The organism is Bifidobacterium canis, assembly GCF_009727065.1.
Lineage (GTDB): Bacteria > Actinomycetota > Actinomycetes > Actinomycetales > Bifidobacteriaceae > Bifidobacterium > Bifidobacterium canis.
Map to the genome: position 1 here is coordinate 146560 of NZ_WNLP01000005.1, position 7288 is coordinate 153847.

A 7288-nucleotide genomic window follows, 5' to 3' on the forward strand; every position below is an offset into this window, starting at 1 on the left:
GGGGTCTAAGCGTTCTCATGCGTGAGATCGTTTTGTAGTCGTTTGATGATACGGTCATCGATATTCTCATCAAACTTGCGCGCGAATAGTGCTGGAGTATTTTTCAATTCCTCATAATCGGCACTACGGAACACATATGGCGTGCCTCGATTCCAATCGATCAATCGCAGGTTATCTCCGTTATCATCGGCGCTCACCGGGTGGTAGAGATTGCCGGCGAATGGGGAGTTGAGAATCATCGTCTGCATAAACAGCTCATCAGCACACAGCTCGAGCGGAACACTTTGTGCACCAGATCGGCATGTGCAATCAAGTAATTTGCAAAATCAGGAGTGATACTCACCCAATTGCTACCTTTACCAATGACTTTAAATGGATCACTACGCAGGCGATTGACCCCAATAATTTTCTGAATTTTGCCAACCGCTTTCTTGGCAAACGGATCACTTTTGCCAAACTGTTTCTGCCAAGGATGGTATAGCGCAATGCGATTTTTGATATCATCTGAATGACCGTCATTCATTGCTGTATATGCAAAGGCGATAAACTCTTTGCCATTGTGTTTTCGAAAATCGTGCGATCTCGTCATTGGATTTCAGAGGCATGTCAATACCTGAAATCAGGTGCAAGTAACCATATTCTCCTGACGACACGGCAGCTTGTATCAGCTTCATCTCACAAGCCACCTGACTGTAGTCTCCCCATACAACCGGGATCGGTGTAACGAACTGCAATGTTGACTTATGCACAACGTCTGTCAAATCAGGGATTACACCGCGATCCACTTTCGCATCAATATGCAAATAAATATCATTGCGCTCATCATCCAGCAGTGATAACAAGATCTTGAGCTGGCTGAAGTTATTGTGAGCCATAATCAAATACGCATGACGCATAGTAGTTCCTCGGTCCACTCCCCCACTAACGTGCATTGTGCTACATCAACTTTTAGAGTTCAATACTAACTTTTTCCACTCTTGCACAATCTTGTGGAGGTCAAAGGCCTTGGCTCGCTCCAGTGACAACTGTGCGTAGCGCTCCATTTCACTGTGATCATCGATGAGTTCATCGATGGCTTCACTCATCGCATCGACATCACCGAGGGGCACGAGCATGCCATACTTGCCATTATCGGTGACCTCTTCCAATGCTGGCAACCGGAACGCGATCACCGGGATCCCCCTGCTCATCGCCTCAACAGTGACGAGGGAGAAGCCCTCCCAACGACTCAGGCTAAGGAACATGCTTGAACTAGCATAATGCTCATCAAGCTGAGCATCATCCAATGCACCTAGCAGATGCAGCTTGTTTTCAAGTCCTTTTCTGGCGATCTCCGCTTCCAACCATTCACGATCTTGACCATCACCAGCAATGTTGATATGCCAGCCCTGTGGCAATCTTTCAGCCACATCAACCATGTAGTCCAGCCCTTTTTGCTCACGCATCAGACGGGATGTGCATGCAATAGTTTTTGAATTCAGATCGGAAACATGCCCGCGACTGGTGAGTGTCAGTGGATTGTGGATCACCTGAACATTGTTGTTCCACTGACTCCAGCGGGCTGCGCTGTAGTGCTCCAAACAGATAATGCCATCTGCTCCAGAAGCTGCTTGCTTCAGCTGATGCTGTTGCTGGGCGAAATATTTATTGACGTATATGTCGTAGTTATTATGCATCCACAGATAGATGCGCGCCTGCGGCTGCAATTGCTTGATCAGGGCGAAGTACTGGAAGAAGTCCGGATTCAAAATCAGATAGTCGTATCGCCCTTGACCGAACAATCTGCGCACCCAATGCTCTGCAGTATAGTTGCCATCATTGTGACGCATTTTCTGATGCACCTTGCGTCGCACACGCCACCAGTTGTATGAAAGCGCGCCAGGTTTCACATACTTATCAGTATGTACCGGAAAGTACTCTGATTTGTTCGCAAGATTGATAAGCGTCACCGTGCAATCGTCAGATTGCGACAGAGCATTGGCAATAATGGTTGTTACACGCTCAAGGCCACCCATGCCCAGAGAAGACACAGTAAAAGCAACACTAACCGTCATATCAGGCCTTTCGCTTGATCGCTCGGAACAACTCTTTAAGATCGCCTGTGAGAGTAAACACCACACCAAACAGCGCTGTGTATATCAAGGCATACACCAACAGATTGGCGAACGCATTCGGAATATACAAGTGGAAAACGTAGCGCACAATCAACTCTGGTACAGCCGCAAGCAACGACAACGCGATAATGCGCAGCACCGGAAGAAGGAAGTCCTTCATACCATGTTCAAACGCTTTCACCGAAGTGTAATACGCCACCGTGAACATTTGGAAGAAGAACGCAGCGCTCACACAAATGGTCAGCATAGATAAATTACGCCCCACGCCTCCGATGAATACGAGTGCCAGCATGATCAAAGTGGCGAACAATCCCTGACGGAACAACAGGTCGGTTCTACCAGCACTTTGCAGAATGCCTCCGGTCACATTCATCACCATCTGGAACGCAATGCTGCATGCCAGAATAATGAACAATGGCACGCACGCACTCCATTGCGGACCATACATGATGTAGACAATATTGTCGCCGCACAGCACGCAGATGAACATGAAAAGACAGCCAGCAAGTGCGAGGAATCGCACAAGCAACATCTGGTAGTAGAACAGCTTTTCTTTATTATCTTGGTATTTGGAAAGATATGGCTGCAGCACTGACCCCAGAATGCCGGGCACGAACTGTATCGGGTAAGAAGTCAGTTTATACGCCTTGTCGTAAAGTCCGAGCGGAGCAGAACCAAAGAACCGGCCAATGATGAGATGATCAGTGTTACGAGAAAATAGTTGATGATGCTATAGCCAGCTTGATACAGCGAATATCGCAACACAACATGCACAGACTGCAAAATATGCAAGTTATGGAAGCTCAACTGTTTGCGTACGGAAATAAAGTTCCAGATGAACACAAGAATTGCGATGATATTGAGATTCCACACCAAAGCCGCGGTACCAAAACCGTTATAAGCCATGATGATGGCGACCACTCCACCGATGAGCGTGGTGACCACCAGGCGAATGCCGATCGTGAAGAACTTCTTGTCTTTCAGCAACAGCCCATTCGGCACCATGTTGATAGCGTTGAAGAACACTGAGATGACGGTGAGGAAACACAAAGGTACATATGAAGCATCATTGAAGAACCATGAAATCGGGTAGCCCATCAAACCGAAAGCGATGGCGATCACAGTGCCAATGATGATCGAGAAAATGAAGATGCCACCGTAGTCCTCACTTTTCAGTTGCTTGAACTGAATGATGGCAGGGCCGAATCCCATCTCTGCGAGAATGGAGAACAAACTGGTGAAGATGGTGATACCCGCCATCACGCCGTACTCTTCCGGTGTGAGCAAACGAGCAAGCACAGCAGTCAACACCAGCTGCAAAGCAACGTTGAGGTATTTCGACGTGAACTGAATGGCTGACGCCTTCAGGAATGACATGCTCTTTTTAGGGGTTTCCTCTGCCATCACACCTCATTCGTACTTTCAGCCGACAGACTTCGATTTATTCCACAGCATTATATATAGGGATACGTATAATAAAAATATAACTATATACGTAGTCTATTCTAATTAATACTTTTAAAAATCTTTAATTTTTATCATTAATTACGTTTCCAATGCAATATTTTTACAAAATCATCTTTATCGCAAGAATTCATACACTCATAAAGACCTTTGTCAACTACTACCAGTAGCACCTAAGATATGCCATCAGGAGTCGAATCATAAAAGGGTTAGTTCCTTTCTAAACGTTGGCCAATCTGCTCTCAACGCAGTGAGGAGCTTCAGGTTCGGCACCTCGTCGATTGGCACCCATTCGATTTCCACGCTTTCGTCATCGTTAGCGCGTGGATGCACCTCATGACCTGGCTTTTCGAACGCGAATACCGTTGTGTAGCTCCAAGGACCGTGATCCTCACAGTACGAGCCAACCACCTCGATGTCGGCAGGTGTAATGTTCGCTTCCTCATAGGACTCACGCAACGCACCTTCGATCGGGCTCTCACCGTCAGCGATTGCACCGCCAGGGATGCCCCATGTTCCACCCTCTGCACTCCATACAGCACGATGCTGCATCACCACATCGGTCACCTTGCCGGTCTGTGGGTCACGGCGAGCCAACAGCACTCCTGCGGCACCATTCGTGCCCCAATGCTTGCGCCCACATGCACAATCAACCCAACCATCACCAGGCTGGTGAATGTTCTCTTTTGGAGGCAGAGCTTTGACACTGCTCAGCGGCTGCGGGAAGCGATCATCACGTGCCACGTTCCACAAATCAGTCCAATCGACGCCAAGTTTCTCAGTGAGCTGGCGAGCCAGAGGCAGACTCAGACCAATGATGCCGCTCGGGTCGCCCTCGATGCTGTCGATGTATGCACCACCGAAACCGTCAAGAGTAAAGGATCCAGCCACTTCCAACGGTTCTCCTGTCGCAATGTAGCGATCGATCATCTTCTCTGAAAACTCAGCAAAGTGGATCACTGCGCGGCTCACGCCAGTTTCAACCTTGCCGGACGCAAAGTCGATCATGCAATGACCAGTGAAGAGCTCTCCGGTAGCACCGCTCATCCGTTCAAGTCGTTCGCGTGCGACCTGTGGCGTGTGTGGCTTGCCATATGCCTGGCCGTCAAACAGGAACATAGAATCGCAGCCCAGAATGAGTGGTCCAACTTTTGCATCAGTCAACCCATTGCGCTCAGCCGCTGAGTTCTGAATTGGCTCGCTACGCATCGGGAAGCTTACACCAGAGAAGTCTCGAGTTTGAGTACTGTCAAAATCTGCTCGGGCATCATCGTCTGCCGCCTGCAGCGGGAAGCCTGTCACCTCGTTGCCGCGAGCCTGTCGTGCAACATCGGCAACATCCTTGTACGCTTGATACACAGCATTCGCTTTCGCTTGAGCCAGCACCATGACCTGCGAGGAGATCGGGAAATCCTCAACGCTCACGCCAGCTTCGGCGGCAGTCTGAGCCACTGCAGCAGGTTCGTCAACGTGAGACACACGAATGGTCGGGCAAATACCAGCATGAAACAGCAGATCACGACGCGGTTTGGACTTTGAGGCAAGAATCAGCGGAACACTCATGTTTTCAACCATATCGCATATACACGGCAGCTGAATAGAATAGCCATGTGAATTTCATTTGAAAATCACTGATGAATAATTTTATTAGTAGACTATACACACTATTATTAGTTGATATCCAAGAAGAGATAAGACATAAATAACAGTTAACGGCGGATATTTCATCCTGATGAAGATGAATGGCAGAGCCTCATTGAGTCAGGGAAGGGAATAAGATGAAAGTTCTTTTTGTCTGCACTGGCAATATTTGCCGCTCCCCCATGGGCGAACTGATGTTTCCATTGTTCTTCCATGACACCAGCATTATCGCTGACAGTGCTGGCACGCATGGTCTTATTAACAGCCCAATTGACCCATCAAGCGCGACGTTGATGGCTCGCGACGGCATTGATGCCAGCCAATTCCGCTCCAAGCGACTGACTCCCCAGATCGCATTAAGCAATGACCTGATCTTGTGTTTTACCGAACACCAGCGTAAGAAAATTGTGACTCTCGCTCCACGCGTTCGAACTAGAACCTATTTACTCAATGATTTTGCAAATCTATGCAAGTACTTTGAACAGAATAATCTACTTAAAAGCGACACTATCGAAGATCGTATGAACGAAGTCATGTATAACTCTTCGATGGTACGTCATATGGTTCCTACAGCAACCGATATCGAAGACCCGTATCGCAAGGATTTCCAAGCTTTCCAAACTGCCCATGATCAGATCGGATACGCTATTGCTGATATTGCGAGTGCCTTGGAAACTACTCGTGGCGTGCATGCATCCAACTGATGCATGCACGCCACGAGTCAGTGCCTACTTCTTTTGCTCAGTTGAGCAAGTTTCCCCTTCATATACCACCCCTGTATCAACCCATCCCATAGGGGTCTGATCTATCGCGAGTTTGGATTGTGCCTTTGGTGAGACAGTAACATCGAATGAATATGTCACTCTCTGCTCTGGCGCAAGGCGCACAGTCGTTCGGTAAATTTTGTTACCGTCCAATGTGTCTTGTTTTACTGCATCTGTAGATCCATTGAGCATGACCAAATTAGTTATGCTGCCATCTTTTGGCGGGTAGAAGAGAATCTTTTCAATACCAAAACCAAGATCTTGCCCTGTATTGACAATGTAACTCGGCAACTGAGACGCTTCAGACTCCTTGAGCGTATTGTTCAGCGTATATTCGACATGGTAAGTAGTGCCCTTAGACGAGTCGCACGAAACAGTGGTCACTTTTGTAGTGCGCTTGATGTACCAACCCATCTTTGACGGATTTTGCTCTGTCAAATAAATGCCCACAGACGGATTCTCCGCACTATTTGGAGTAGTAGCGGTGAATCCTGCCTGCTGAATAGTTTTTCAAGGTTTTCGTCAAACACATACATGGAGAAGTGCCGTTCTTTTGCCATGGTATTCATCGTGGTTCCGACACTGGCAAGCTTGCTGACATTGATGTTCTTGAACATGTTGCTCAGAACTTGTGCAGCAGCCAGACCAAATATGGCATCTGTCTCTGCTGCGGCATTGCCATACTGTTTATAAACCGTATTCAGTAAGTATTCAGCAGTATTATCACCCGTGAGAGTTGTGCCGTTAGGTAGAACAACATTGCCACTAATTTTCACGAGTTCCTGCACAAAACAGGATCAACCATCACCACTCCGTCTAATGTGGTGTTCTGCCCCCATGGGGTTCGATTCCAGATTGATCGAATTGATGTCGCTGCTTGCCCAGTATCTGGGAAGACTGCAAGATCACGAATATCAAATGACATATGTAATGGACCCTCATCGGCAAAGATTCTGCCCATATCCGCGGAACGATCACCGCTTCCATATGCTAAGTATGTTTGATTCGATTGAAAATCCCCAATATGTATGACACCATTATCTGCTGTCATTTCTCCAATTGAGCCAATAAGACCGCCTGATGACCTCATTTCAGAAGTGGTCATAGCCATAACAGCATATGTGCGCGATTGCCCCGACCCCAAGAAGCTTGGAAGCATCTCAAAGGTATTGGACAATCCATTCACTTTTCAGCGATATCATCTAGCTTATCTTTCCTTGGGTATAAGCAGACTCGATCTGTTCAATATTCGGTTTTTCAAGGAATCATATGCTTTACTTGCTCTTGCAAAGACTTATTTGCTGA

9 protein-coding genes and 1 pseudogene are annotated in these 7288 nt (G+C 47.4%); 1 reads left to right on the forward strand and 9 read right to left on the reverse strand.

Annotation, left to right across the window (positions count from 1 at the left end; translation table 11 throughout):
- Positions 1 to 5: 5 nt before the first annotated feature.
- From GSD1FS_RS05940 to GSD1FS_RS05965, 6 genes and pseudogenes are all read right to left on the reverse strand, one after another.
- Positions 6 to 248: a hypothetical protein gene (locus GSD1FS_RS05940; protein ID WP_155588815.1), complete on the reverse strand. Its 243-nt coding sequence runs from the start codon at positions 246 to 248 to the stop codon at positions 6 to 8.
- On the reverse strand, positions 236 to 523 hold the full coding sequence (locus tag GSD1FS_RS05945; RefSeq protein WP_155588816.1) for a hypothetical protein: 288 nt from the start codon (positions 521 to 523) through the stop codon (positions 236 to 238). Before GSD1FS_RS05945 ends, GSD1FS_RS05940 begins: the two co-directional genes overlap by 13 nt.
- Positions 516 to 896 (reverse strand): beta-1,6-N-acetylglucosaminyltransferase, encoded by a 381-nt coding sequence (locus GSD1FS_RS05950; RefSeq protein WP_196425043.1) that lies wholly within the window; start codon positions 894 to 896, stop codon positions 516 to 518. Before GSD1FS_RS05950 ends, GSD1FS_RS05945 begins: the two co-directional genes overlap by 8 nt.
- Positions 897 to 941: 45 nt before the next feature.
- Entirely contained in the window at positions 942 to 2054 is a 1113-nt protein-coding gene (locus tag GSD1FS_RS05955; RefSeq protein ID WP_155588818.1) for a glycosyltransferase, read from the reverse strand.
- A 1-nt stretch (position 2055) separates the two neighbouring features.
- A pseudogene (locus GSD1FS_RS10425) lies at positions 2056 to 3518 on the reverse strand (lipopolysaccharide biosynthesis protein).
- Positions 3519 to 3776: 258 nt separating this feature from the next.
- Positions 3777 to 5141, reverse strand: a complete 1365-nt coding sequence (locus GSD1FS_RS05965) for a Maf family protein (protein ID WP_155588819.1) — start codon at positions 5139 to 5141, stop codon at positions 3777 to 3779.
- A 215-nt stretch (positions 5142 to 5356) separates the two neighbouring features.
- On the opposite strand from GSD1FS_RS05965, the gene GSD1FS_RS05970 reads away from it, so the two are divergent.
- Positions 5357 to 5923: an arsenate reductase/protein-tyrosine-phosphatase family protein gene (locus tag GSD1FS_RS05970; protein WP_155588820.1), complete on the forward strand. Its 567-nt coding sequence runs from the start codon at positions 5357 to 5359 to the stop codon at positions 5921 to 5923.
- A 24-nt stretch (positions 5924 to 5947) separates the two neighbouring features.
- Here the strand turns inward: GSD1FS_RS05970 and GSD1FS_RS09860 are convergent, their stop codons facing one another.
- The 3 genes from GSD1FS_RS09860 to GSD1FS_RS09870 are packed head-to-tail and all read right to left on the reverse strand — an operon-like array spanning position 5948 to position 7094.
- Positions 5948 to 6433, reverse strand: coding sequence for a hypothetical protein (locus GSD1FS_RS09860; RefSeq protein WP_246165921.1), 486 nt, complete (start codon positions 6431 to 6433; stop codon positions 5948 to 5950).
- Positions 6418 to 6759: a DUF4012 domain-containing protein gene (locus tag GSD1FS_RS09865; RefSeq protein WP_246165924.1), complete on the reverse strand. Its 342-nt coding sequence runs from the start codon at positions 6757 to 6759 to the stop codon at positions 6418 to 6420. Before GSD1FS_RS09865 ends, GSD1FS_RS09860 begins: the two co-directional genes overlap by 16 nt.
- Complete coding sequence (locus tag GSD1FS_RS09870) at positions 6756 to 7094, reverse strand: DUF4012 domain-containing protein (RefSeq protein ID WP_246165928.1); 339 nt, start codon at positions 7092 to 7094, stop codon at positions 6756 to 6758. The genes GSD1FS_RS09865 and GSD1FS_RS09870 overlap by 4 nt, the downstream gene beginning before the upstream one ends.
- Between the last annotated feature and the right edge of the window lie 194 nt (positions 7095 to 7288).